The sequence below is a fragment of the Rhodococcus sp. KBW08 genome (assembly GCF_003852455.1).
GTDB classification, from domain to species: Bacteria; Actinomycetota; Actinomycetes; order Mycobacteriales; family Mycobacteriaceae; genus Rhodococcus_F; species Rhodococcus_F baikonurensis.
Genome location: NZ_QAJJ01000056.1, coordinates 1 through 208, shown reverse-complemented (window position 1 = coordinate 208; position 208 = coordinate 1). Strand labels below are relative to the sequence as shown.

The 208-nt window shown below is 42.8% G+C and carries 1 rRNA gene; it reads left to right on the top strand.

Features of this window, described 5'->3' with window-relative positions:
- Positions 1-189 (top strand): 16S ribosomal RNA (locus DBV08_RS32660); the annotation flags it as partial.
- Positions 190-208: the final 19 nt, after the last annotated feature.

The following is a 208-nucleotide window of genomic DNA, read 5'->3' as shown; positions in this document are numbered from 1 at the left end:
TTTAAAAAAAAAATATTGAAGTGGCTGACCTATCAACTTTCGATGGTAAGATCAAAGCTTACCATGGTTGTAACGGGTAACGGGGAATCAGTGTTCGATTCCGGAGAGGGAGCCTGAGAAACGGCTACCACATCCACGGAAGGCAGCAGGCGCGTAAATTACCCAATACCGGTTCGGTGAGGTAGTGACAAAAATTAATTTTTTTTTT